Raw genomic sequence first — 24,478 nt, forward strand, 5'->3', positions numbered from 1 at the left:
GGATCACAGAGGACGGACAGAGGAGCAGGCGGAGGACAGACGCAGAACACGGCCGGTGGTGGTTCGACGTGACATGTCTTTCTCCCACACGCCTGCCTTCACACCTCAGTCGTGGCAGGGTAGTCCCTATGACCACGCCGACGACACCGATGCCTCAGGCCACTCAGGATTCTCAGGAAGCTCCGCAGCGCCAGACCTGGCCGGGACACCCCTACCCGCTCGGGGCGACCTACGACGGCTCAGGAACCAACTTCGCCCTCTTCTCCTCGGCGGCCAGCGGCGTCGACCTGTGCCTGTTCGACGACGAGGGCAACGAGGAGAGGGTGGCCCTCAAGGAGGTCGACGGCGACGTCTGGCACGCCTACCTTCCCGGGATCTCACCGGGGCAGAAGTACGGCTACCGGGTGTCCGGCCCCTACGACCCGACCTCCGGTGACCGTTGCGACCCCTCCAAGCTGCTGCTGGACCCGTACGCCAAGGCGATCTCCGGCGAGGTGACGCCCTCGCAGACCCTGTACTCCTACTCCTTCGACAACCCGGAGGTGCGCAACGAGGAGGACTCGGCCGAGCACACCATGCGCTCAGTGGTCATCAACCCCTACTTCGACTGGGGCCACGACCGTCCCCCGGCTCACGAGTACCACGAGACGATCATCTACGAGGCCCATGTCAAGGGCATGACCCAGCTGCACCCACTGGTCCCTGAGAACCTGCGGGGCACCTACGCCGGTCTGTCCCAGCCGGCCGTCATCGAGCACCTCAAGAGCCTGGGCGTCACCGCCATCGAGCTCATGCCGGTCCACCAGTTCGTCAACGACACCCACCTGCAGGAGAAGGGGCTGTCGAACTACTGGGGCTACAACACGATCGGCTTCTTCGCCCCGCACAACACCTACGCCGCCTACGGAGCCGAGGGCGAGCAGGTCCAGGAGTTCAAGTCCATGGTCAAGGCCTTCCACGAGGCCGGCATCGAGGTCATCCTGGACGTCGTCTACAACCACACGGCCGAGGGCAACCACCTGGGTCCCACCCTGTCCTTCCGCGGCATCGACAACAGCTCCTACTACCGGCTCGTCGACGGTTCCCCGACCCACTACTTCGACACCACCGGCACCGGCAACTCGCTGCTCATGCGCTCGCCGGCGGTCCTCCAGCTCATCATGGACTCGCTGCGCTACTGGGTCACCGAGATGCACGTGGATGGGTTCCGCTTCGACCTGGCCTCCACCCTGGCCCGTCAGTTCCACGAGGTCGACAAGCTCAGCGCCTTCTTCGACATCATCCACCAGGACCCGGTGCTCTCCCAGGTCAAGCTCATCGCCGAGCCCTGGGACGTGGGCGACGGCGGATACAACGTGGGCGGCTTCCCGGCCCTGTGGAGCGAGTGGAACGGGAAGTACCGCGACACCGTGCGCGACTTCTGGCGCGGAGAGCCCTCCACGCTGGGTGAGTTCGCCTCCCGCATCACCGGCTCCTCCGACCTCTATCAGCACGCCGGACGCACCCCGGTGGCCAGCATCAACTTCGTCACCGCCCACGACGGCTTCACGATGCACGACCTGGTCTCCTACAACGAGAAGCACAACGAGGCCAACCTCGAGGGCAACGCCGACGGCGACAACAACAACCGCTCCTGGAACTGCGGGGCCGAGGGCCCCACCGAGGACCCGGCGGTCACCGAGCTGCGTCATCGTCAGACCCGCAACTTCCTGGCCACCGTCCTGTTCAGTCAGGGCGTGCCCATGATCTGTCACGGAGACGAGCTGGGGCGGACCCAGGGAGGCAACAACAACGCCTACTGCCAGGACAACGAGATCTCCTGGATCGACTGGGAGCTCGATGAGCAGGACAACGACCTGCTGGAGTTCACCCGCACCATGATGTGGCTGCGCCGGGACCACCCGGTGCTGCGGCGTCGGCGCTTCTTCACCGGCGACGCCGGTCACGGCGGCGAGAGCGAGCTCGGCGAGATCGAGTGGCTCACCCCGGCCGGGGAGTCGATGACGGATCAGGACTGGACCACCTGGTACGCCCGCGCCATGATGGTCTTCCTCAACGGGGAGGCCATTGCCGAGCCCGACGAGCGGGGCCAGAGGATCGTCGACAACTCCTTCCTGGTGCTCATCAACGCCTCGGACGAGGACATCACCTTCACCCTGCCGGGTGAGGGCTACTCCCCCACCTGGAAGGTCGCCCTGGACACGGCTCCCGCGGTCGACGGGGACTCCGACCCGGTGCTGGCCGCGGACGACACCGTCACGGTGGAGGCCCGCTCGATGCTCTTCCTCATGGACGCCCCCGAGTCCGACGCCACGACGGAGAGGCACCAGCGCTAGGAACCGGCGCCGTCCGGCACGTGATCGGGCACGACCGAACGCACGTGGGCAGCCACGCGGGCAACGGGGACGGACAGACAACAGCACACCGCCCGACGTACACCAGACGATCTCAGGAAGTCACATGACCGACGCAGTGGACGCAGCAGTGGATTCAGCGGATTCGCCCGTTTCCGTGGACTCGGCGGAGACGCCCGCCTACGCCCCCTGGTCGGGGCACGTCCCGGCGCCCGAGCGCCGCACACCGGTGACCACCTACCGTCTCCAGCTGGGGCAGGACCTCACCTTCGCCGATGTCGAGGCCCTGGTCCCCTACCTGGCCGACCTCGGAGTCACCGATCTCTACCTCTCCCCGGTCCTGGCCGCCGCGCCGGGCTCCACCCACGGCTACGACGTCGTCGACCACCGACGGATCTCCGCCGTCATGGGCGGACGCGCCCAGCTGGAGTCCCTGGCCGCCGAGGCCGAGGCCCGCGGAATGGGCATCGTGGTGGACATCGTTCCCAACCACATGGCGGTCCCGACCCCGGGCTGGCACAACCTGCCCCTGTGGTCGGTGCTGCGCGAGGGCCCTGATTCGCCCTACGCCGCCTGGTTCGACCTCTCCCTGGACGAGCCCGTCCTCATGCCGATCCTGGGCAAGCGCATCGGCGCCGTCCTAGCCGACGAGGAGCTCACCCTGGAGCAGATGGTGGTCCCCGGGCAGGAGGACGTGGGCGAGCAGTGGGTGCTGCGCTACTACGACCACGCCTTCCCCGTCGCCCAGGGCACCGAGTCCCTGCCGATGCACGTGCTGGTCGAGCGTCAGCACTACCGCCTGGCCTACTGGAAGGTCGGCGACGAGGAGATCAACTACCGGCGGTTCTTCGACGTGGGCACCCTGGCCGCGGTCCGCGTCGAGGATCCCGACGTCTTCACCGGCAGCCACGCTCTCATCCTGGAGCTCATGCGAGCAGGCGTCATCGGAGCACTGCGCGTCGACCATCCCGACGGCCTGGCCGACCCCGGCGGCTACCTCACCCAACTGGCCGACGCCACCGGCGGATCGTGGATCGCCGCGGAGAAGATCCTGGCCCCCAGCGAGTCCCTGCCCACCTCCTGGCCGGTGGCCGGAACCACCGGCTACGACGCCTCCTGGAGGATCGACCAGCTCCAGGTCGACCCCGCCGGCGCCGCCCGCCTGGGCGCCCTCATGCAGGAGCTCACCGGGGACGCACCAGTGGACTACGACCGCATCGTCGAGGAGGCCAAGCGGGAGGTCATCACCGGGTCACTGGCCGCGGAGGTCGACCGCCTGGCCCGCATCCTGGACTCCCTGACCTCCCAGGACGTCCGCCTGCGCGACCACACGCTGCGCGACCTGAGGGCCTGCGTCGTCGAGCTGCTCGTGGCCGCGGACCAGTACCGGGTCTACGTGGTCCCCGGCATACCGCCCAGCCCGGAGACGGCCGCCGTCCTGCACGCCGACGCCGAGCGCGCCCGCCAGCGCCTCGAGCCGGACCAGGGTGAGACCCTTGACCTCGTGGTCGCGATCCTCCTGGGAGAGCCGGTCGGGTCCGAGGGCCTGTCGGAGTCCCCGGAGCGCGCCGAGGCCGTCATCCGCTTCCAGCAGGTGTGCGGGGCCGTCACCGCCAAGGGCGTGGAGGACACGGCCTTCTACCGCTGGACGCACCTGACCAGTCTCACCGAGGTCGGCGGCAATCCGGCCGGCTTCGCGCTGAGCACCGACGAGGCCCACGCCTGGGCAGACCGGGTCCAGAACACCTGGCCCGACACCATGGTCACCTCCACGACCCATGACACCAAGCGCGGCGAGGACGTGCGCGCCCGCCTGGACGTCCTGGCCTCCTACGCCGACGAGTGGAGCGACCTCGTCCACCGTCTGCGTGCTCTGACCACCCAGGCCCGTCCCCTGGACCTCGACGGACGCAGCGAGAACCTCCTGTGGCAGACCCTGTGGGGCACCTGGGCCCCGGACAGCGACGATCCCATGACCCCCGAACGGCTGAGCGCCTACCTCATCAAGGCCTCCCGGGAGCAGAAGGTCTGGACCACCTGGACCGCCCCGGACCTGGCTCGTGAGCAGGCCCTGACGGACTACGCGACCCACCTGCTCACCAACGAGGAGGTCACCCGTGAGCTCGAGGCCTTCGAGACCCTGACGGCCAAGGCCGTGCGCACCATCATTCTCGCCAACAAGGCGCTGACGCTGACCTGGATGGGCGTCAGCGACATCTACCAGGGCAGCGAGACCACCCGCACCTCCCTGGTGGACCCCGACAACCGCCGCCCGGTCGACTACAACGGGCCCAGCGGTCTCATCAGCACCCTGGAGCGCCTCGACTCCGGCGCCGCCCCACGCAGCCTCGACGAGGACAAGCTTCTCCTGACCTCCCGTTTGGCGCGCCTGCGCGCCTCACGACCCCACACCTTCGTCGGCCCCCGGTCGGGCTACCGGACGATCCCGGTGACCACCTCCTTCGCCTTCGCCTACGCCCGCCTACTCGATGAGGTCCCCGACGTCGTCGTCATCGTCAGGCGCCTGTCCAAGCGTCTCGAGCAGCTGGGCGGATGGCGTGAGGAGAGCGTCGTCCTGCCCGAGGGCGTATGGGAGCACGTCCTGCACGGCGGCACGGTGGAGGGCGGCAACCAGCCCCTGGCCGAGGTGGTCGGGGACGCTCCGGTGGTCGTCCTGGCCAAGGTCGCCTCTCAGGCCCCCGCCCCGTCCGTCCGGCCCGCCGAGGAGGTCGCCCCATGAGCCCGACGCCCCAGACCTGGACCTCCCCCGCCCTTCCCGTCGGACCCCGGGTACCGGTGTGGGCGCCGTCGGCCCGGACGGTCGAGCTGCACCTGCCGGGTGAGGACCGACTGGTCGACATGGCGCCCGCCCCGGACGGCTGGTGGACCGCCCCCTTCGACCTGGAGCCGGGTACCGACTACGCCTTCCGCGTCGACGGGTCGCCGAACCGCCCCGACCCCCGCAGCGCCCTGCAGCCCGATGGCGTCCACGGCCCCTCGCGCACCGTGGATCCGTCCGCCTGGCGGTGGACCGACCAGGACTGGGCGGGCAAGGACCTGCGCGGCTCAGTCATCTACGAGCTCCACGTGGGCACCTTCACCCCCGAGGGCACCCTGGACGCGGCCGTCTCCCGCCTGGGGCACCTAGCCGAGCTGGGTGTCGACATCGTCGAGCTCATGCCGCTGGCGGCCTTCCCCGGCAAGGCCGGCTGGGGCTATGACGGAGTGGGCCTGTGGGCCGTCCACGAGGCCTACGGCGGCCCCGACGCCCTGGCCCGATTCGTCGACGCCGCCCACAACGCCGGCATCGGCGTGTGCCTCGACGTCGTCTACAACCACCTGGGCCCGTCGGGCAACTACCTCAGTGTCTTCGGCCCCTACTTCACCGGGGCCCACCACACGCCCTGGGGCGAGGCCGTCAACTACGACCACGACGGCAGCCGGCAGGTACGCGCCTTCGTCATCGACTCCGCCCTGAGATGGCTGCGCGACTTCCACGTCGACGCCCTGCGTCTGGACGCCATTCACGAGATCAAGGACGACGCCGAGGCCGCCGACCCTCCCCAGGCGCACGTCCTGGCCGAGCTCTCGGACGCCGTGGCCGCGCTGTCCACCGAGCTCGGCCGCCCCCTGAGCCTGGTGGCCGAGGCCGATCTCAACGACGTCGGGGTCATCACCCCCACCGACCAGCGGCCGCCGGCCAAGGCGCCGAGTCTGGGCATGACCGCCCAATGGGCCGACGACGTCCACCACGCCCTGCACGCCCGGCTCACGGGCGAGGTTCAGGGCTACTACGGCGACTTCGCCGAGGCGGGCGCCTGGGCCAAGGCCTACGGACGGGCCTTCCTCCACAACGGAACCTGGTCCACCTTCCGGGAGAGGAACTGGGGGGCTCCCGTACCCGAGAACACCGACCCCCGGCGCTTCGTCGTCTTCGGCTCCGACCACGACCAGGTCGGCAACCGCGCCGTCGGCGACCGCCCCTCCACCAGCCTCGACGACGCCGCCCTGGCCGCCACCGCCGCCCTGGTCCTCCTGTCGCCCTACACCCCGATGCTCTTCATGGGCGAGGAATGGGGCACCCGCACCCCCTTCCAGTTCTTCACCGACCACGAGGAGGAGGACCTGGCCCGCAGCGTCAGCGAGGGCCGTGCGCGGGAGTTCGCCGGCTTCGGCTGGGACGCCGACGAGATCCCCGACCCCCAGGCCCCCGATACCATCGAGGCCTCCCGCCTGCGCTGGAGTGAGCTGGACCAGACCGAGCACGCCCGCATGCTGACCTGGTACCGGGCGCTGATCGCTCTGCGCCGCGAGCTGAAGTGGTCCCGGCGCACCGCCTGGCCGCAGGTCGACGAGATCGACGACGTGCTCACGGTCACCTACAAGGACATCGTCGTGGCCGCCAACCTCTCCGGTCAGGCACGTCCCGCTCCCGCCTTGACGACCGTGCTCCTGTCCTGGGACCCGGTCGAGGCCACCGCCCCACCGTCCCTGCCCCCAGGGCAGACGCTCATCGCCAGGCGCTGACCACCTCCCCCGGGAGGCTCCAGGAAGGGCATGCCGCCGCACCGAGACGCAACCGACGCACATCCGTTCACAAAGGCAGGTACCTCGTTGACACAATGCAACCCTCCCAGCGGCGTGGCTTCATTTACCCGTCGCCGTTGCGCACTAGCGTGTCATCCGTGACTGTCAACGGTAGGCCGCGCCAGAACGAGGCAGGTGCCATCCCCGAACGATTCGAGGAAGCGCTCCTGTCCCTGCGTGACGCGCCCCGCCCGCGGGGTCTGCTCATGGAAGAGGTTCCCGCTCCCAAGAAGCTGGCTCCCTACTCCGCCGCACTGACCGCGGAGACCGTTGAGACCGTCGGTGCCACTCCCCTGGCCACCGGGCGCTTCGTCGTCCTGTACGACCCCAACGGCCAGGAGGCCTGGGACGGGGACTTCCGCATCGTTGTCCAGGCACGCGCCCGCATCGACGACGAGGTCGGCATGGACCCGGTCTTCGAGTCAGCGGCCTGGAGCTGGCTCACCGACGGGCTCGAGGACTCCCGCGCCGGCTACCGGGCGCTCGTGGGAACCGTCACCAGGGTCCTGTCCGAGACCTTCGGCGGGCTGACCCTCACCGACTCCTGCGCCCACGCCGAGATCCGGGCCTCGTGGTCACCCACGACCGCCCAGCTCGGCCCCCATCTGACGGCCTGGCACGAGCTCCTCCTGGTCGCCTCCGGTCACGAGCCGGCCGCGGTTCACCCCCTCACCCTCGCCGGGGTCGCCAGGTGACCACCCGCGCAACCGGCACCTCCCGCCCAGCTGCATCCTCGGCCGTACCCCGCCCAGCTGCATCCTCGGCCGTACCCCGCCCAGCTGCATCCTCGGCCGTTCCCCGCCCAGCCGTATCCCCCGGGACGACGGATCGCCCCATCAGCACTCACGACGTCGTCGACTACCCGCGGCCCCGGGACGGGTTGCCGGAGATCACCGCCACCCCCGCCCAGCTGGGACGGGCCGCCCGGATCCTGGCCGACGGGCAGGGCCCCGTGGCCGTCGACGCCGAACGCGCCTCCGGCTTCCGCTACGGTCAGGACGCCTACCTCATCCAGCTCCGGCGCGAGGGCGTCGGCACCCTCCTCATCGACCCGGTCACCTGCGGCCCCCTCACCGAGCTGGCCACCGCCCTCAACGGCCCCGAGTGGATCCTCCACGCCGCCGACCAGGACATCCCCTGCCTGAGCGCACTCGGTCTGACCGCCGCCTCCCTGTTCGACACCGAGCTGGCCGCACGCCTCCTGGGACGCCAGCACGTCGGGCTGGGCGCCGTCATCGAGGAGACTCTGGGACTGCGGCTGGCCAAGGACCATGCGGCAGCGGACTGGTCCACCCGGCCCCTGCCCGCTTCCTGGCTCATCTACGCCGCCCTTGACGTCGAGCTGCTCATCGACCTCAGGCACGCCCTGACCGCCGAGCTCGAGACGGCGGGCAAGGCTCAGTGGGCCGCCCAGGAGTTCGAGCACGTGCGGACCAGACCGGCCAGGCCGGCCAAGATCGACCCGTGGCGCAAGACCCCACGAGCGGGAAGCGCCGTGCGCTCCCCCCGCTCGCTCGCCATCCTGCGCGAGCTGTGGACCTCACGCGAGGAGCTGGCCGCGGAGCTCGACCGGACCCCGTCCAAGGTCCTCTCCCACCAGGCGCTCATCGCCGCCGCCGTCGCCCGGCCCCGCTCACGACGCAAGATGACCGGCCTCAGAGAGTTCTCCTCCCGGCAGGCGCGCCAGAACCAGGAGCGCTGGTGGCGGGCCATCGAACGCGCCCTGGAGCTGCCCGACGACGAGCTGCCTCCCACCCGTGCGCCGATGGGCCCCGATGAGCTCCCCCACCCGCGCACCTGGCAGCGTCACCACGCCGAGGCCGCCGACCAGCTCAACCGCGTACGCGGGGCCGTCCGGAAGCGCGCCGAGGAGATCCGCGTCCCCCAGGAGCTGCTCCTGGCACCGGGATGCCAGCGCCGTCTGGCCTGGGACCTCGGTGAGGAGATCGAGGCCGGGCGCACCGGCACCGTGAGTGCCCAGGAGATCGGCGAGCGCCTGACCGCCATGGGTGCCAGGCCGTGGCAGGTCGAGCAGGTCGCGCCAGCCCTGGCGTCAGCACTGAGCTGAACGGACTTCAAGCACGCATGATGATGCGCCGTCCACCACCAGGGTGGCCGGCGCATCATCATCGTGGCTCGGGATCCGGGGGACCCGCAGCCTGAGAGAGCCTCAGTGGACCTCGAAACCGTAGGAACGGAAGATCGCCCGCGTGGACTCCACGAGCTCGGGCTCCGGAGGCCTGGTGTCGCGCAGCTGGTACGTCAGTCCCAGCGCGTCCCACTTGTCGGTGCCCATCTGGTGGAAGGGCAGCACCTCAACGCGGCTGACCGAGCCCCAGCGCTCGATGATCCGGGCCACGTTGTGGACGTTCTCGGGGTCATCCGTCAGGTCCGGTACCAGGACGAACCTGGCCCAGATCTCGATCCCCTTGGCCGCCAGCCGGTCGCCGAAGGTGATCGTCGGAGCCAGGGAGCGCCCCGTCACCTTCTTGTAGGTCTCCTCGTCACCGCTCTTGACGTCGAGCAGGACCAGGTCGATGTTGTCGAGCATCTCATCGCTGGCATTGGCCCCCAGGAACCCGGAGGTGTCGATGCAGGTGTGGATGCCCATCTTCTTGGCACCGGCCAGAAGCCTGCCCGCGAAGGCGGGTTGCATGAGGACCTCACCGCCCGACAGCGTGATTCCGCCCTTGGACGCACGGAACACTCCCCGGTAGCGGCGCATGCGGCGAAGAAGCTCCGCGGCCTCGACCGGCTCCCCGTCCTTCATGAGGAAGGTGTCGGGGTTGTGGCAGTACAGGCACCGCAGAGGGCATCCGTTGAGGAAGACGGTCATGCGGGTACCGGGACCGTCCACCGCGGTGACGAGCTCCCAGGAGTGGATCGAGCCCAGCTCACCGGCCCGCATCCGGGCCAGGCGCTCGGAGCGCTGAAGATCCGTCAGCTCCTCGAGGCCGCCGATACCCGCCCCGCGCAAGCGGGCGGCCGGGGCCAGGAAGTCCTGGTCCCGACCGCCGTCGCGCACGGTCGTCGTGGTCTGCGTCATGACCGCTCGCCGTGCTCCCCGGCTCAGGCCTGGGAGTGGAAGGTGCGGTGGAGGACGTCAAGCTGCTGCTCGCGAGTCAGCTTGACGAAGTTGACGGCGTAACCGGAGACGCGAACCGTGAGGTTCGGGTAGTTCTCCGGGTGCTCCATCGCGTCCTCGAGGGTGTTGCGGTCCAGAACGTTGATGTTGGCGTGGTACAGGCCCTTAACGCCGCCATTGTCCTGACGCTGTGCCTTCATGGAGGCGAGGCGCTCTTCGTACGTGGCCATGGTGGCCCCTTTCTGAGGTGGTGTTATCGATGTGAGAAAAATTGCTGCGGTGCGATCAGCCGGATGGACGGCTGGATCAGATCTCGGCGCAGTCGTCGGGGACGAAGCCGGCGTCGAGGATGCCCACGAGGTTGGCGACGCGCTCGTCGAGCGTGCGGCCCAGACCCTGCGGGGTGATCGTGTTGGTCAGCGAGATCCCGTCGAGGGCGTCGTTGTAGTCGAGCTTGCCGACGCTGAGCATCGAGGCGACCATGCCGTGGGTATCCATCCCGTTCTCCGGGTTGGCGCCCGGAGAGAAGGGCGTGCCCTTCTGGTGCCCCGAGGGGAAGGAGCCAGTGGCCTTGCCGTAGACGACGTTGGAGGTGATCGTCAGCACCGACTGGGTCGGGATGGCGTCCCGGTAGAAGGGCTGGGCCTTGATCTTCGACATGATGGTGTGGACAACGGTGGCGGCGATGTCGTCGGCGCGGTCGTCGTCGTTGCCGTAGATCGGGAAGTCGCCCTCGGTGATGTAGTCGACCACCAGGCCGGTCTCGTCACGCACCGGGGTCACCTTGGCGTACTTGATGGCAGCCAGGGAGTCGGCCACGATCGACAGGCCGGCGATGCCGCAGCCCATGGTGCGCACGATGTCGGAGTCGTGCAGCGCCATCTCGATGGACTCATAGGCGTAGCGGTCGTGGCAGTAGTGGATGATGTTGAGCGCCTCGACGTAGGTGGCCACCACCCAGTCGAGCATCTTCTCGTACTTGTCCCACACCTCGTCGAAGTCGAGGGGGCCGTCGCCCTCGACGCCGGGCAGCCCGGTGACGACCTGCTTGCCGGTCATCTCGTCACGTCCACCGTTGATGGCGTAGAGCAGGGCCTTGGCCGAGTTGACGCGGGCGCCGAAGAACTGCATCTGCTTGCCCACACGCATCGGGGACACGCAGCAGGCGATGGCGGCGTCGTCGCCCCAGTGCTCGCGGATCTGCTCGTCGGCCTCGTACTGGATGGAGGAGGTCGTGATCGAGATCAGGGCGCAGAAGTCCTTGTATCCCTGCGGCAGGTTCTCGTCCCAGAAGATCGTGATGTTCGGCTCCGGGGCGGGACCGAGGTTGCGCAGCGTCTGCAGCAGGCGGAAGGAGGTCTTGGTGACCAGGGCCCGACCGTCCTCACCGAAGCCGGCGTCGGACCAGGTGGCCCAGTAGGGGTCGCCGGAGAAGATCTGGTCGTAGTCGATGGTGCGCAGGAAGCGCGTGATGCGCAGCTTCATGACGATGTTGTCGATGAGCTCCTGGGCACGGGTCTCGTCGATGACGCCGTTGCGCAGGTCGCGCTCGAAGTAGATGTCCAGGAAGCCGGAGAGGCGACCGATGCTCATGGCGGCGCCGTCCTGGGACTTCACGGAGGCCAGGTAGGCGAAGTAGGTCCACTGGACGGCCTCGTGGGCGTTCCTGGCCGGGCCGGAGATGTCGTAGCCGTAGGAGGCGGCCATCACCTTGAGCTTCTTGAGCGCCTTGATCTGCTCGGAGTGCTCCTCGCGGTAGCGGGCCCAGTGCTCGGAGAAGGGCTTGTCCGCCACTGCGTCCTTGGCCCGCTGCTTCTCCTCGATGAGGAAGTCGACGCCGTAGAGCGCCACCCGGCGGTAGTCGCCGATGATGCGGCCGCGGCCGTAGGCGTCGGGCAGGCCGGTGATGATGTGGCTGGAGCGCGCCGCGCGGATGCGGGGGGTGTAGATGTCGAAGACCGCGTCGTTGTGGGTCTTGCGGTAGCGGGTGAAGATCTTCTTGACCTCGGGGTCGACCTCCTTGCCCGCCTCCTTGATGGCGGTCTCCACCATGCGCCAGCCGCCGTTGGGCATCATGGCGCGACGCAGCGGGGAGTCCGTCTGCAGGCCAACGATGACGTCATCGTCCTCGCTGATGTACCCGGCCGGGAACGCGTCGATGTCGGCGGGGATATGGGTGTCGACGTCGAGGATGCGGACCTTGCGCTCCTCGGAGAGGTAGTCCTTCTCCAGGGTGTCCCACAGGCGCAGGGTCTTGTCCGTGGCGCCCGCGAGGAACGAGGCGTCACCGTCGTAGGGGGTGTAGTTACGCTGGATGAAGTCGCGGACGTCGATGTCCTCGGTCCACGGGCCGGTAACGAAGCCCTCCCAGGCGTCATTGCCGCTCACCGTGGTGGCAGATGTTGTGACCTCAGTGGTCATCCGTGCCCTCCTCGTGTGGGTGACCGGAGGGCCACCCGGTTGTTATCGCCCTTGCGAGGCGAGGCGGCACATCGGCGCGCCGTCGATCTCAGACTAGAACTCCGAGAAGGCCTTGTGGGCCACTGGTCCCAAGAAGGGCCGGTGTGATGACTCACAGGCTGATCGACACCACCCCAAACTAGGACATAAGTCCCTATGGTTACCGCCCGGAAAGATGGTCGTCACCCGGGAACAACACCATCCTGCCTTCGGCAATATCAGCAAACGGGAACGCGGCTCCCGGCTGAGAACCTATCGCAACGATTAGGACGGGTGTCCCAGCAACGGCCGGCTGCGATCTCGGGAACGGGTGGGCCGGACGGCTCGGAGCGATGCTGCTGCACCCTTAGTCGGCCCCAAGGTCCCGGCCGGTCGGGGCATCGGGAGGACCGGGGAGGCCGGGAGGTCCATCGACCGCCGTCCGAGCCGCTTCGGCGATATCGGCGGCCCGCATGCCGAAGTCCTCCAGCAGCTGGGCCCTGGTGGCCGTGTCGATGAACTGACGCGGGATGCCGATGCGACGAAAGACCGGTGAGCCGGCTGCACCGGGACGGGCGGCCTGATTACTCTCGACGGCGTCGCGCAGCTGGGACCCGATGCCGCCGTCGACCAGTCCGTCCTCGACCGTGACGACGACGTCGGCCTGGGATGCGTCCTCGACGAGAGGACCCGGCAGCGGGATGACCCAGTGCGGGTGCACCACGGTGACACGGCGCCCCTCCTGCTCGAGGATCCGGCCGGCCTGACGGGTCTCGGCGGCCATGGCTCCGACGCCCACCAGCAGGATCCGCGGGGTGCCGGCCGGCCGGTCGCTCTCGAGCAGCACGTCGACGACGTCGAAGACGGACAACTCCCCCGCCAAGGCCTCCTCCCCCGTCCGCTCATCGCCGCGCCCGGCATCCTTCCGGGCCGCCCCGAGGCGGCGCACCGCCGCCAATGGCTCGGGCAGGGCGCCCTTGGGGTAGCGCACGACGGTCGGGGCGTCATCGACGCCCACGGCCAGGCGCAGGCTCTCGCGCAGCGTCACCTCGTCCCGGGGCGCGGCCAGGCGCAGGCCCGGGACATGAGCCAGCAGGGCCATGTCCCACATGCCGTTGTGGCTGGCTCCGTCGGTTCCGGTGATCCCGGCCCGGTCCAGCACGATCGTCACACCCGCACGGTGCAGGGCAACATCCATGAGGACCTGGTCGAAGGCGCGGTTGAGGAAGGTGGCGTAGAGCGCCACCACCGGGTGCATGCCGGCGAAGGCGAGCCCGGCCGAGAAGGTGAGCGCGTGCTGCTCGGCGATGCCGACGTCGATGACCCGCTCCGGCATGGCGTCGGCCAGTGGCTGGAGGCCCACCGGCGCCTGCATGGCCGCGGTGACCCCGATGACCCGCTCGTCGCTACGCGCCAGGGAGAGGATCTCCTCGGCGAAGACGGTCGTCCAGCCGAAGCGCTCGGCCACGACCGGCAGCCCGGTCTCGGGGTGGATCCGTCCCACGGCGTGGAAGCGGTCGGGGACGTGCTCCTCGGCGGGGGTGTAGCCCCGCCCCTTCTCGGTGATGACGTGGACGATGACCGGCTCGGCGTACTCACGGGCCCGGGTGAGGGCGAACTCGATGGCGGTGATGTCGTGACCGTCGACCGGTCCGGTGTACTTGATCCCCAGGTCCTCGAAGAAGACCGAGGGCACCAGGACGTCCTTGAGCCCCCGTTTGAGGCCGTGGAGGGCGTCGAAGGCGGCCCGGCCGGGAGCGCCCTGGGACAGGAGCGTGCGCTTGACCCCGGACAGGACGCGCTCGTAGCCGGGGTTGGTGCGCAGCGCGTCGAGATGATGGGCCAGGCCTCCGATGGTCGGGGCGTAGGAGCGGCCGTTGTCGTTGACGACGATGACCAGGTGGCGGTCGGAGGAGTCGGCGATGTTGTCCAGGGCCTCCCAGGCCATGCCCCCGGTCATGGCTCCGTCACCGATGACGGCCACGACGTGGCGCTCGTCGTGCCCCTGAAGATGGTTGGCCCTGGCGATGCCGTCGGCCCAGGACAGCGAGGTGGAGGCGTGGGAGTTCTCCACGACGTCGTGGACGGACTCGGCCCGTGACGGGTAGCCGGACAGCCCGCCCCGCTCGCGCAGGTGGGTGAAGTCCTGGCGGCCGGTGAGCAGCTTGTGAACGTAGGCCTGGTGGCCGGTGTCGAACACGATGGTGTCCCGCGGCGAGCGGAAGGTCCGGTGCAGGGCGATCGTCAGCTCGACGACACCGAGGTTGGGCCCCAGGTGACCGCCGGTGCGCGCCACCGAGGCGACGAGGTGTCGGCGGATCTCGGCCGCGAGCGCCACCAGCTCCTCACTGGTGAGCCGGTTGAGGTCGGCGGGCTTTCGCACAGAGGACAGGAGCGCTCTGCCGGTCTGCTCGGCGGGCCGCCCAGGGTGCTCAGCTGCTGGCACGGTGCGCCTCCTTGTTGAGGGTGTGGTCGAGGGTGAAGGTGATGACGAGTCGTTCATGCAGTGATGTCTCGGATGCCTCGGACGCCCCGGACGCCCCGATCACGACCTGGGGCGGCGAGGCGCCGAAGCGGCACCCGGGAAAGGGTAGCCGCTGGGCCCGGGGGAGGTTTCCTGTGGAGGTCCTCCTCCGGTACCGCCGCTCGACGGCGGTTCATAGCGGTCCAGGACGCTCCGGGGCATCCCTCAGCATAGGGCCGTCCTGATCGGCGTGCGGTCACGTGTCACGCGGGTCACGGATGAGCACGTACTGTATGCCTTGACCGGCGGAACCGTTCGCCCCCGCCGGTCCGCGGCATCGTTCCCGATCGCCCGACCGCCCTCAGGACAGCCCTCCAGGAGGAACCATGAGCACCACAGCCCCTTTCGGCACCTGGCCCTCGCCCATCACTCCAGGCACGATCACGACCCGGACGGTCCTGCTGTCCCAGGTCCGTGTGGACGGTGGTGACACCTACTGGGTGGAGCAGCGCGCCTCGCAGGCCGGGCGTAACGTCCTGCTGCGCCGCGACGGCGACGGCCAGACCGGTGAGGTGCTTCCGCTGACGCCGGCCGACGAGCTGGTCGATGTGCGGACCCGGGTGCATGAGTACGGCGGGAGGGCCTACGCCGTCGACGGCGGGATCATCGTGGTCTCCCACGCCGGGGACGGGCGCCTCTACCGCTACGACGTGGCGCACCGCCTGCGTGGACTGGTCCCGCTGACGATCTACGGCGACGTGCGTCACGGCGACCTGGAGATCGACACCGGGCGGGGCCTTGTCTACGCGGTCCGCGAGGACCACCGCGGCCAGGGCGAGGCCGTCAACACCCTGGTGGCGATCCCCCTGGACGGCTCGGCCGCACGCGACGACTCGCGCGTGCGCACGCTGGTGTCGGGAACGGACTTCGTGGTGGCCCCGACGCTGTCGCCCGATGGCGAGCACCTGGCCTGGATCACCTGGGACCACCCGGGGATGCCCTGGGACAATGCCGCCCTGCACGTGGGCGACCTGGGCCCGGACGGCACGCTCGGCGAGCAGGCGCTGGTCGACGGCGGGGACGGGCACTCGGTCTCCGAGCCGCGCTGGACCGAGGAGTGCGACCTGGTTCACGGCTCCAACGCCTCGGGCTTCTGGAACCTCTACCGCACCGAGGGCTTCCCGGTACGGGGCACCAACCGTCCCGGCTGGTCCGAGAACCTGCGCACCCGGCCCCTGCACCCGGCCGAGGCCACCTTCACCAACCCCGCCTGGCAGCTGGGACCGCACTCCTTCGACGTGCTCGACGCCGACCACATCATCACCTCCTGGGCCCGGGACGCGGTGTCGCACCTGGGGACCATCAGGCTCGCCAACGGTGAGCTCGAGGAGTGGAACGTGGGATGGCAGCCGATCGGCAACGTGGCCTCCAGCGCCGGCCGCGTCGTCATGCTGGCCTCCAACGAGATGGCGATGCCGAGCATCGTGGAGGTCAAGAACGGCACGGTCCAGGTGCTGCGCGGCTCGGGCGAGTTCGAGCCCGAGGGCATCGGGGTGTCCTTCCCCGACCCGGTCTCCTGGCCCACGAGTGACGGCGCGACCGCCCACGGCTTCTACTACCCGCCGACCTCGGCCTCCCACGTGGGGGGTGAGGACGAGCTGCCGCCCCTGATCGTCAACGTCCACGGCGGTCCGACGGCGACGGCCGTGCCCGGATACGACCTGCGCATCCAGTACTGGACCAGCCGGGGCTTCGCCTACCTCGACGTCAACTACCGCGGTTCCATGGGCTACGGGACCGGCTACCGCAAGGCCCTGGAGGGCAAGTGGGGCGTCTACGACGTCGACGACTGCGTCAGCGGCGCCCAGCACCTGGTGGACGCCGGGCTCGTGGATCCGCGCCGCATCGCGATCCGCGGGGGCTCGGCCGGAGGCTTCACGGTGCTGTCGGCCATCACCCACTCCACGGTGTTCACGGCGGCCAGCTCCTGCTTCGGGGTGACCGACCTCAAGCGGCTGGTGCGCACGACCCACAAGTTCGAGTCGCACTACATCGGCCAGCTCATGGGCACCCAGGACATCGACGACCCGGTTCTGGACGAGCGCAGCCCCATCAACCACATCGAGGACATCGGTGTCCCGCTGCTGCTCATCCAGGGCTCGGAGGACCCGATCGTCCCGGTGGATCAGGCCACCGCCATGTACGAGGCCCTCAAGGCGGCCGGCGCGCCGGTGGCCCTGGAGGTCTTCCAGGGTGAGGGGCACGGCTTCCGCCTGGCCGCGAACATCCGACGCCGCTACGAGGCCGAGCTGAGCTTCTACCGCCAGGTGTGGAGGATCGGCGGGTCCTGCTCCCAGACCGAGCGGCGCGGCGAGGAGGACACCTTCATGGTCAAGGTGGAGAACCTGCGCTGATGACACGAACCTGGAAGAGGCTGTCCCAGCCCCTGTCAAGGCGCGCGGGCAGCCTCTTCCGTCATCACCGTGTCGGGCTCTACATCCTGGCGGTGCTGGTGGGGCTCGCCTCGGGCCTGGGGGCGGTGCTGTTCCGGCTGGGGATCGATGCCTGGTCCCAGCTGCTCAGCGGGGCCGATGACTACACCGTCTCGATGGGCCCCTCGGTCGGGTGGTTGGCGCCGCTGGGCACCTGGTTCGTCCTGGTGGCACCCGTGCTCTCAGGCCTCATCGTGGGCCCGCTCATGTCCCGGCTGGGCCACACGCCCACAGGTCACGGCGTGGCCGGCGTCATCTGGTCGACGCGACACCGCGACGGCACGATGGCGCCGCTTGCGGCCCTGGCGATGACGACGTCGTCGGCCCTGACGATCGGGGGCGGCGGCTCGGTGGGTCCGGAGGGTCCGATCGCCGAGCTGGGCGCGTCCACGGCCAGCGTCATCGGACGGGGCCTGCGCCTGCCCAGGCTCCCGGTGCGCCACCTGGCGGCCGCCGGCACCGCCGCCGGGATCGCCGCAGCCTTCAACGCTCCTCTGGCGGGGGCCTTCTTCGCCCTGGAGGTCGTCCTCATGGGTTTCAGCGCCGACGCCTTCATCGTCATCGTCCTGGCCTGTGTGGCCTCAACGGTCCTGTCGCACCACCTGCTGGGGACGACTCTGTCGCTGTCGCTGCCTTACCTGGACCTGTCCGGGGACGCACAGCTGGGCTGGGTGGCCCTCCTGGGTGTGGCGGGTGGAGGCGTCGGCATCGGTTTCATGCGTCTTCGCTTCATCGTGCTCGACGCCCTGACCCGCGCCTGGCAGCGACTGGGCGTCCCGATCTGGGTGCGTCCCGGAATCGGGGGGCTGGCCGTCGGCGCTGTCCTGCTGGTCCTGCCCGAGATGTACGGGGAGTCCTCGGCCGCGCTCAACCGGGCGCTGGCCGGTCGCTACACCCTGGCGCTGCTGCTGGTGCTGTGCGTGGCCAAGATGCTGGCGACCTCGATGACCTTGGGAATGGGCTTCGTCGGCGGGGTGTTCGCACCCTCCCTGTTCATCGGCGGGACGCTCGGGGCGGCCTTCGGCACCCTGGTGGCACCCAGCTACGCACCAGCGGCCGGGGTCTTCGGGGTCATCGGTATGGGGGCGGTGTTCGCCGGCGCGGCCCGCGCCCCGATGACGGCGGTCCTGCTCATCATCGAGATGACCGGGCAGCACGCGCTGCTCCTGCCCCTCATGCTGGCCACGGTGCTGGCCACCTTCACCAGCCGTTTCCTGTCGCGAGGCACACTGTTCACCGAGGAGCTGCGCCGTCGCGGTGAGGACGTCGAGGACCCGATGACCACCACTCTCCTGGGACGCACCCGCGCCTGCCGACTCATGGTGGACCCACCCGCCGTTGTCGAGGCCACGGCGACGGTGCGTGAGGCGGCCGCCCTGATGAGTCGGCACAGCGCCTCGGTCCTGCCCGTGGTCACGACGACAAGTGAGGACGCCCGTGAGCTGCTCGGCTGCGTGACGGCCGCTCAGCTGACCACAACGCTCCTGAGCGACGATCCCGACGGCGCCGGCGCGATGACGGTCACGGACCTGCCCCTGGTCCCCGACCGCCTGTCCCACGACTCCGAGGCGACTGATGTGCTCGAGGCCCTCACCCGAACCCGACTGGAGGGGATCCCGGTGGTGGCCCCTGCGTCCGACTCCGGTCCTGAGCGGCTGGTGGGGTGGGTGTGCCAGCGCATCGTCGTCGAGCGGATCTACGAGGTCCAGGCCCAGGCCCGCACCGCAGCCGCCGCCTACACCTCGCTGGGATCCCGGCTGCAGGACAGATGGCACGCGCGCCCCGTTCCTGCGCGCAGGATCAGCAGAATCAGTCGTATCAGCCGGATCAGCTCACGCGGCTCGCGCCGATCCCGGCGTCGGTGACGCGGCCGCCGTCCGGGCCGTTGTCTGAGCCGTTGTCCGGGGCGCTGTCCGGGTGGCTGTCCGGGTCGCTGAGGGTGCGGTGCCGGTCCCTATCGCTCGTCGCCGCTAGGAGGACTCTTGATCGATCGGTTCTCCTGGACCACCCGCGCCCTCTCGGTGAGGCTCTCGGTGAGAGTGTCGGACAGCTCGGTGATGCGCTCGGCATTGGCCACGATGCGCCGAGGGTCGGACATCCACATCCAAGCAGCGGCGACCACCGGGAGGATCACCGGCAGGTACCACCGGGACCCGCCCCAGTGCGCCCACACGGACACGCTGAGGTCGGCGGGCGTGTGCGGGGTGTCAGTCAGGGTGAGAACGCCGATGAGCACGGCCATGGTGGCCAGCGCCCCCAGGCTCATCCAGCCGATGTTGCGCATCCGGCGCCCGTTGTGGGCCACGCAGACGGCCAGGAGGATGTACAGACCGCCTCCCAGGAGGTTCAAGGACCACACCGCGGGCGCCTCATGGGGGCTTCGAACCAGGGCGACCAGGGCGGGGACGAGGACGATCACCCCGAAGACGGCGAAGACACCGACCAGGATGCGCCCCCATCCGTAAGCGGGGCGGCGGGTGTCCTGAACCGGGCGTACCGATGAGCGCTCGTCCATGGGGAACGACCTTTCCACGTGATGACCTCCGGCACGCGCGGCGCCAACTCAGCCTCTAACCGATGCCAGAACGTTACTATTCACAACGTGAGCACCATTAAGTTGACCAAATCCCTGAACGCACACGCCTCGGTGGACGATGACCGTAAGGATACCGACCTCAGCAATCAGGCCGAGGCCAACACGGTCCATGAGACCGAGGACTCCGACACCACCGGCGCCGAGGACCGGGCCGGCTCCAAGACCACCAAGCAGGGAACGAAGCAGGACACTGGCAACGCCAAGGACGACGCGCAGGCGCGCAAGCCCTCCGAGGACCAGGACAGCAACGCCGACGACGCCGACGACGCCGCTGACACCGCTGATACCGCCGATGCGCGTGCCGAGGCCGGTGACACCGCCGACGTCTCACCAGCACAAGGCCCCTCCGGGACCGAGCCGGCAGCCGACGTACTCGTCCTGGCCGCGGCACCGGGAAGGGACGGGGCCGAGACTCCCGAGATCCTCCTGGAGGGCCTGGAGCCCCCCTCCAGCACCGCTCTGGAGGGCCTGGACATCGAGGCGCTCGCGGCCCTGCTGCCGTCGCTGGGCTTCTCAGGCGCTCAGGACTCCGTTGTGCGTCTCCCCTCCTCGTCGGTCAGCACCGCGGCCTACCACGGTCCGACGACGATTCTTGTCGTCGGCGTCGGGACGGGGTGGGCCGACACCGATCCGCTCGCCGTCACCACCGATGATGAGGCCGCCCTGGGCTACGACCAGACGGGCCTGCTGCGTCGGGCCGCCGGGCGCGCAACCCGGGCGCTGGCCGGAACCGGCTCCGCGGCCCTGGCGCTGCCCACGCTCTCCGAGGAGCAGCTCGCCGCCGTCGCGCACGGGGCCGCCCTGGGCGCCTACTCCTGGAAGGCGACGAAGAACGAGGACCGTCCCGGACAGGAGTCCTCCTCCAAGCAGACCTCCCCGTTGAAGGACATCTCCATCGTCTCGCCTCTGTCCGACACGCCGGAGGGGCAGGAGGCGCTGACGGGCGCCCTGGCACTGGCCGAGGCCACGGCCCTGACCCGCGACCTCGTCAACGAGCCGCCGAACCGTCTGACCCCGGAGGTCTTCGCCGAAAGGGCCCGCTCAGCCGGGCAGGAGGCCGGGATCCGGGTCGACACCTGGGACGCCCCGGCACTGATCGAGCAGGGATTCGGCGGAATCCTCGGCGTGGCACAGGGCTCGGTGCACCCGGCGCGTCTGGTGCGCCTGGAGTGGGTGCCGTTGCATGCCGGCGAGGGCGCTGTGAACCAGACGCGCTCCGAGGGCGAGGATGACAACGACCCGACCCGTCCCAGGCACGTCGCGCTCATCGGCAAGGGCATCACCTTCGACTCCGGAGGCCTGTCCCTCAAGCCGGCCGCATCCATGCCGGAGATGAAGTCCGACATGGCCGGCGCGGCCACCGTGCTGGGCGCCGTCATCGCGGCCGCACGCCTGGCCCTGCCGATTCGCGTCACCGCATGGCTGGCACTGGCGGAGAACATGCCGGGGGCCGACGCCCAGCGCCCCAGCGACGTCGTCACCATGTTCGACGGCACCACCGTGGAGGTGACCAACACCGACGCCGAGGGCCGCCTGGTCATGGCCGATGCCCTGGCCCGGGCCGTCACGGAGGACCCCGACGCCGTCCTGGACGTGGCCACGCTGACCGGAGCCCAGATCGTTGCCCTGGGCGACCAGGTAGCGGCCGTCATGGGAACACCCGACCTTCGTGAGGAGGTCGTGGCCGCGGCCCAGCGGGCGGGAGAGTCCTTCTGGCCGATGCCGCTGCCCGCGCACCTGCGTGCGACTCTGGACTCCCCCTTCGCCGACCTGCGCAACACCAAGGTCGGCTCCCGGGCCGGCGGGATGCTCTCGGCCGGTCTGTTCCTGCGCGAGTTCGTCGGGCGTCGGCCATGGGCACACCTCGACATCGCCGGCCCCGCCTACAACGACTCCTCGCCCTGGGGACTGACGCCGACCGGCGGTACCGGCATGGGCGTCTCCACCCTGGTGGAGCTGCTCCGTTCGCTGTCCGCCGAGGTCAGCATCCTCTCCTGAGGCCGCCACCTGTCGGCAACGAGCCGTGACGCAGACCGCGATGCGGATCCCAGCGGCTCGTTGCCGGCACCACCGATATGCGGTGACACGTATCACCCGGTTTTCAGGACTCTAGTCCCTAAACAGCAACACTCCTGGCTCCTGCGCCTCCTCTTCAGGTGGAACAATGGCCCCGTGCCGAGCCGCCCCACAAGGGCGTCGTGACCAACCAACAAGGAGTGAGTTCGTGACAGAGACCGTCTACGACATGGTCATTCTGGGTGCGGGATCAGGGGGCTACGCCGCCGCCCTGCGCGGCGCCCAGCTGGGCCTCAAGGTCGCACTCGTCGAGGCCGACAAACTCGGAGGCACCTGCCTCCACCGCGGCTGCGTGCCCACCAAGGCCCTGCTGCACGCCGCCGAGACCGCCGATGCCGTGCGCGAGGCCGCCACGGTGGGCATCAAGGCCGCCTTCGAGGGGGTGGACATGCCGGGCGTCCAGAAGTACAAGAACAGCATCGTCTCGCGGATGCACAAGGGCCTTGAGGGCCTGGTCTCCTCGCGGGGCATCGACCTGATCCAGGGCTGGGGGCGCCTGGTGGCCGCGGACGCCGTCGAGGTTGACGGCCGTCGCATCACCGGCCGCAACGTGGTCCTCGCCTCCGGCTCCTACTCCAAGACCATCGGGCAGGAGATCTCCGGAGGTGTCATCACCTCCGAGGAGGCCCTGGAGATGGACCACGTCCCCGCCTCCGCCGTGATCCTGGGGGGCGGTGTCATCGGGGTGGAGTTCGCCTCGGCCTGGGCCTCCATGGGCAGCCAGGTCACCATTATCGAAGGGCTGCCCCACCTGGTCCCCAACGAGGACGAGGCGATCTCCAAGCAGCTCGAGCGCGCCTTCCGTAAGCGCAAGATCGCCTTCCGCACCAACACGATGTTCGAATCGGTCGAGCGCCACGACGGCGGCGTGACCGTGCGCACCCAGGACGGCAGGACCCACGAGGCCGAGGTCCTCCTCATCGCCGTGGGCCGCGGACCGGCCACGGCCAACCTGGGCTACGAGGAGGTCGGGGTCGCCATGGACCGCGGCTTCGTCCTGGCCGACGAGTACGGTCGCACCAACGTCCCCGGCGTGTGGGCCGTGGGAGACATCGTTCCCGGCGTCCAGCTCGCCCACCGCGGCTTCGCCCAGGGCATCGTCGTGGCCGAGAAGATCGCGGGCCTGGATCCCACCCCGGTCGACGACGTCCTGGTCCCCAAGGTCACCTTCTGCGAGCCCGAGATCGCCTCGGTGGGCCTGTCCGAGGCCAAGGCCGCCGAGGTCCACGGCAAGGACAACGTCACCACCGCCGAGTTCAACGTGGCCGGCAACGCCAAGAGCCAGATCCTGGGGACCCAGGGCTTCGTCAAGCTCGTCTCCCTCAAGGACGGTCCCATCGTGGGCTTCCACGCCATCGGCGCACGGATGGGAGAGCAGGTCGGGGAGGGCCAGCTCATGGTCTCCTGGGAGGCCGACGCCGACGACGTCGCCTCCCTGGTCCACGCCCACCCCACCCAGAACGAGACCCTCGGCGAGGCCGCCATGGCCCTCGCCGGCAAGCCGCTGCACAACCACGGCTGACCCAGCTAGACAAGAGTAAGGAAGACAGCAATGTCCGAGTCCGTGAAGATGCCCGCGCTGGGCGAGTCCGTCACCGAGGGGACGGTCTCCTCCTGGCTCAAGGCCGTGGGCGACACCGTCGAGGCCGACGAACCCCTGCTGGAGGTCGCCACCGACAAGGTGGACACCGAGGTCCCCTCCCCCGCATCCGGCGTCCTGCTGGAGATCCGCGTCCCCGAGGACGAGACCGTCGAGGTCGGCACCGTCCTGGCCATCATCGGTGACCCCTCCGAGGCCGGCTCCGCCCCGGCCCCGGCAGCACCTGCCGAGGCGCCCTCCGAGGCACCCGCCCCCGCCGCCGAGCCCGCACCGGCCCCCGCGGCGCCGTCGGCTCCCGCCCCCGCCTCCGGTCCTGCCGAGGGCACCGAGGTGAAGATGCCCGCGCTGGGCGAGTCCGTCACCGAGGGGACGGTCTCCTCCTGGCTCAAGGCCGTGGGCGACACCGTCGAGGCCGACGAACCCCTGCTGGAGGTCGCCACCGACAAGGTGGACACCGAGGTCCCCTCCCCCGCATCCGGCGTCCTGCTGGAGATCCGCGTCCCCGAGGACGAGACCGTCGAGGTCGGCACCGTCCTGGCCATCATCGGTGACCCCTCCGAGGCCGGCTCCGCCCCGGCCCCGGCAGCACCTGCCGAGGCGCCCTCCGAGGCACCCGCCCCCGCCGCCGAGCCCGCACCGGCCCCCGCGGCGCCGTCGGCTCCCGCCCCCGCCTCCGGTCCTGCCGAGGGCACCGAGGTGAAGATGCCCGCGCTGGGCGAGTCCGTCACCGAGGGGACGGTCTCCTCCTGGCTCAAGGCCGTGGGCGACACCGTCGAGGCCGACGA

The 24,478-nt window shown here is 69.8% G+C and carries 15 protein-coding genes; 10 read left to right on the forward strand and 5 right to left on the reverse strand.

What is annotated here, in order from left to right; genetic code table 11:
* Positions 1–128 precede the first annotated feature (128 nt).
* The 5 genes from glgX (at position 129) to HCR68_RS08885 (ending at position 9,009) form a co-directional block, all read left to right on the forward strand.
* The gene (gene glgX / locus HCR68_RS08865) at positions 129–2,336 is read left to right on the forward strand and encodes a glycogen debranching protein GlgX (protein WP_167148679.1); all 2,208 of its coding nucleotides are present in this window, start codon (positions 129–131) and stop codon (positions 2,334–2,336) included.
* Between the two features lie 124 nt (positions 2,337–2,460).
* Positions 2,461–5,094, forward strand: a complete 2,634-nt coding sequence (treY, locus tag HCR68_RS08870) for a malto-oligosyltrehalose synthase (RefSeq protein WP_167148681.1) — start codon at positions 2,461–2,463, stop codon at positions 5,092–5,094.
* Complete coding sequence (treZ, locus tag HCR68_RS08875) at positions 5,091–6,881, forward strand: malto-oligosyltrehalose trehalohydrolase (protein WP_167148683.1); 1,791 nt, start codon at positions 5,091–5,093, stop codon at positions 6,879–6,881. The genes treY and treZ overlap by 4 nt, the downstream gene beginning before the upstream one ends.
* Positions 6,882–7,030: 149 nt before the next feature.
* Positions 7,031–7,636 (forward strand): DUF3000 domain-containing protein, encoded by a 606-nt coding sequence (locus tag HCR68_RS08880; RefSeq protein WP_167148685.1) that lies wholly within the window; start codon positions 7,031–7,033, stop codon positions 7,634–7,636.
* Positions 7,637–7,776: 140 nt separating this feature from the next.
* Positions 7,777–9,009, forward strand: coding sequence for an HRDC domain-containing protein (locus tag HCR68_RS08885; RefSeq protein ID WP_208320549.1), 1,233 nt, complete (start codon positions 7,777–7,779; stop codon positions 9,007–9,009).
* A gap of 102 nt (positions 9,010–9,111) precedes the next feature.
* On the opposite strand, the gene pflA is transcribed toward HCR68_RS08885, so the two are convergent.
* The 4 genes from pflA to dxs all read right to left on the reverse strand — a co-directional run bounded on the left by pflA (position 9,112) and on the right by dxs (position 14,911).
* Positions 9,112–9,987, reverse strand: coding sequence for a pyruvate formate-lyase-activating protein (pflA, locus tag HCR68_RS08890; RefSeq protein WP_167148687.1), 876 nt, complete (start codon positions 9,985–9,987; stop codon positions 9,112–9,114).
* Between the two features lie 23 nt (positions 9,988–10,010).
* The gene (grcA2, locus tag HCR68_RS08895) at positions 10,011–10,256 is read right to left on the reverse strand and encodes an autonomous glycyl radical cofactor GrcA2 (protein ID WP_009406209.1); all 246 of its coding nucleotides are present in this window, start codon (positions 10,254–10,256) and stop codon (positions 10,011–10,013) included.
* 76 nt (positions 10,257–10,332) lie between these two features.
* Positions 10,333–12,447: a formate C-acetyltransferase gene (gene pflB / locus HCR68_RS08900; protein ID WP_167148689.1), complete on the reverse strand. Its 2,115-nt coding sequence runs from the start codon at positions 12,445–12,447 to the stop codon at positions 10,333–10,335.
* Between the two features lie 385 nt (positions 12,448–12,832).
* The gene (gene dxs / locus HCR68_RS08905) at positions 12,833–14,911 is read right to left on the reverse strand and encodes a 1-deoxy-D-xylulose-5-phosphate synthase (RefSeq protein ID WP_167148691.1); all 2,079 of its coding nucleotides are present in this window, start codon (positions 14,909–14,911) and stop codon (positions 12,833–12,835) included.
* Positions 14,912–15,315: 404 nt separating this feature from the next.
* Here dxs and HCR68_RS08910 point away from each other — a divergent pair, with 404 nt between their 5' ends.
* Positions 15,316–17,343, forward strand: coding sequence for a prolyl oligopeptidase family serine peptidase (locus HCR68_RS08910; RefSeq protein WP_167148693.1), 2,028 nt, complete (start codon positions 15,316–15,318; stop codon positions 17,341–17,343).
* Positions 17,343–19,286: a chloride channel protein gene (locus HCR68_RS08915; protein WP_167148695.1), complete on the forward strand. Its 1,944-nt coding sequence runs from the start codon at positions 17,343–17,345 to the stop codon at positions 19,284–19,286. The genes HCR68_RS08910 and HCR68_RS08915 overlap by 1 nt, the downstream gene beginning before the upstream one ends.
* An 89-nt stretch (positions 19,287–19,375) precedes the next feature.
* Here HCR68_RS08915 and HCR68_RS08920 read toward each other — a convergent pair whose 3' ends face one another.
* Positions 19,376–19,936, reverse strand: a complete 561-nt coding sequence (locus tag HCR68_RS08920; protein ID WP_167148697.1) for a hypothetical protein — start codon at positions 19,934–19,936, stop codon at positions 19,376–19,378.
* A gap of 21 nt (positions 19,937–19,957) precedes the next feature.
* Here HCR68_RS08920 and HCR68_RS08925 point away from each other — a divergent pair, with 21 nt between their 5' ends.
* From HCR68_RS08925 to HCR68_RS08935, 3 genes are all read left to right on the forward strand, one after another.
* Positions 19,958–22,015, forward strand: coding sequence for a leucyl aminopeptidase (locus HCR68_RS08925; RefSeq protein ID WP_208320546.1), 2,058 nt, complete (start codon positions 19,958–19,960; stop codon positions 22,013–22,015).
* Between the two features lie 226 nt (positions 22,016–22,241).
* A complete protein-coding gene (gene lpdA / locus HCR68_RS08930) occupies positions 22,242–23,615 on the forward strand; it encodes a dihydrolipoyl dehydrogenase (protein WP_167148699.1) in 1,374 nt (457 codons plus the stop codon).
* Positions 23,616–23,645: 30 nt separating this feature from the next.
* A partial coding sequence (locus HCR68_RS08935; protein ID WP_347878322.1) for a biotin/lipoyl-containing protein occupies positions 23,646–24,478 on the forward strand: 833 nt, incomplete at its 3' end.

Origin of the sequence: Actinomyces sp. ZJ308, assembly GCF_011752065.1 — a bacterium.
GTDB lineage: Bacteria > Actinomycetota > Actinomycetes > Actinomycetales > Actinomycetaceae > Actinomyces.

Coding starts and splice junctions, on each gene's coding strand:
- treZ (WP_167148683.1), top strand. CDS start 5,091: ATGAGCCCGACGCCCCAGACCTGGACCTCCCCCGCCCTTCCCGTCGGA.
- HCR68_RS08910 (WP_167148693.1), top strand. CDS start 15,316: ATGAGCACCACAGCCCCTTTCGGCACCTGGCCCTCGCCCATCACTCCA.
- HCR68_RS08920 (WP_167148697.1), bottom strand. CDS start 19,936: ATGGACGAGCGCTCATCGGTACGCCCGGTTCAGGACACCCGCCGCCCC.
- pflA (WP_167148687.1), bottom strand. CDS start 9,987: ATGACGCAGACCACGACGACCGTGCGCGACGGCGGTCGGGACCAGGAC.
- treY (WP_167148681.1), top strand. CDS start 2,461: ATGACCGACGCAGTGGACGCAGCAGTGGATTCAGCGGATTCGCCCGTT.
- HCR68_RS08925 (WP_208320546.1), top strand. CDS start 19,958: ATGACCTCCGGCACGCGCGGCGCCAACTCAGCCTCTAACCGATGCCAG.
- grcA2 (WP_009406209.1), bottom strand. CDS start 10,256: ATGGCCACGTACGAAGAGCGCCTCGCCTCCATGAAGGCACAGCGTCAG.
- pflB (WP_167148689.1), bottom strand. CDS start 12,447: ATGACCACTGAGGTCACAACATCTGCCACCACGGTGAGCGGCAATGAC.
- HCR68_RS08915 (WP_167148695.1), top strand. CDS start 17,343: ATGACACGAACCTGGAAGAGGCTGTCCCAGCCCCTGTCAAGGCGCGCG.
- glgX (WP_167148679.1), top strand. CDS start 129: ATGACCACGCCGACGACACCGATGCCTCAGGCCACTCAGGATTCTCAG.